Genomic DNA, 260 nt, shown 5'->3' with positions numbered 1-260 from the left:
CTCAAATTAGCCTAGTTAACTGTCAACTTTTGAAGTGATACCATTTTTTCTTCGCTGTGCTTTAATAATTCCAACTCTTTAAAACCCATTTTTTTATGGAATAACAAAGATGCTTCATTTGGTGGCATAACGTCGATTTCAGCAAATACGCAAGGTTTTGAATTATCAATGGCTGAATCTAAAGCATATTGATATAACTTTGAGGCAATGCCTTTGCCTTGGGATTTTTCCGAAATTACGATTCTATCGATGTATAAAAA

The 260-nt window shown here is 33.1% G+C and carries 1 protein-coding gene; it reads right to left on the bottom strand.

Going from position 1 to position 260, the window contains the following annotated elements; translation table 11 throughout:
• Positions 1–11: 11 nt before the first annotated feature.
• On the bottom strand, positions 12–260 hold a 249-nt coding region (locus A6E06_RS14650), incomplete at its 5' end, for a GNAT family N-acetyltransferase (protein ID WP_141676983.1).

It is taken from the genome of Aliivibrio sp. 1S175 (genome assembly GCF_001690985.1).
GTDB lineage: Bacteria > Pseudomonadota > Gammaproteobacteria > Enterobacterales > Vibrionaceae > Aliivibrio.
Note: the sequence above shows the minus strand (reverse complement) of the source record. Positions and strands in the feature narration are given on the sequence as shown.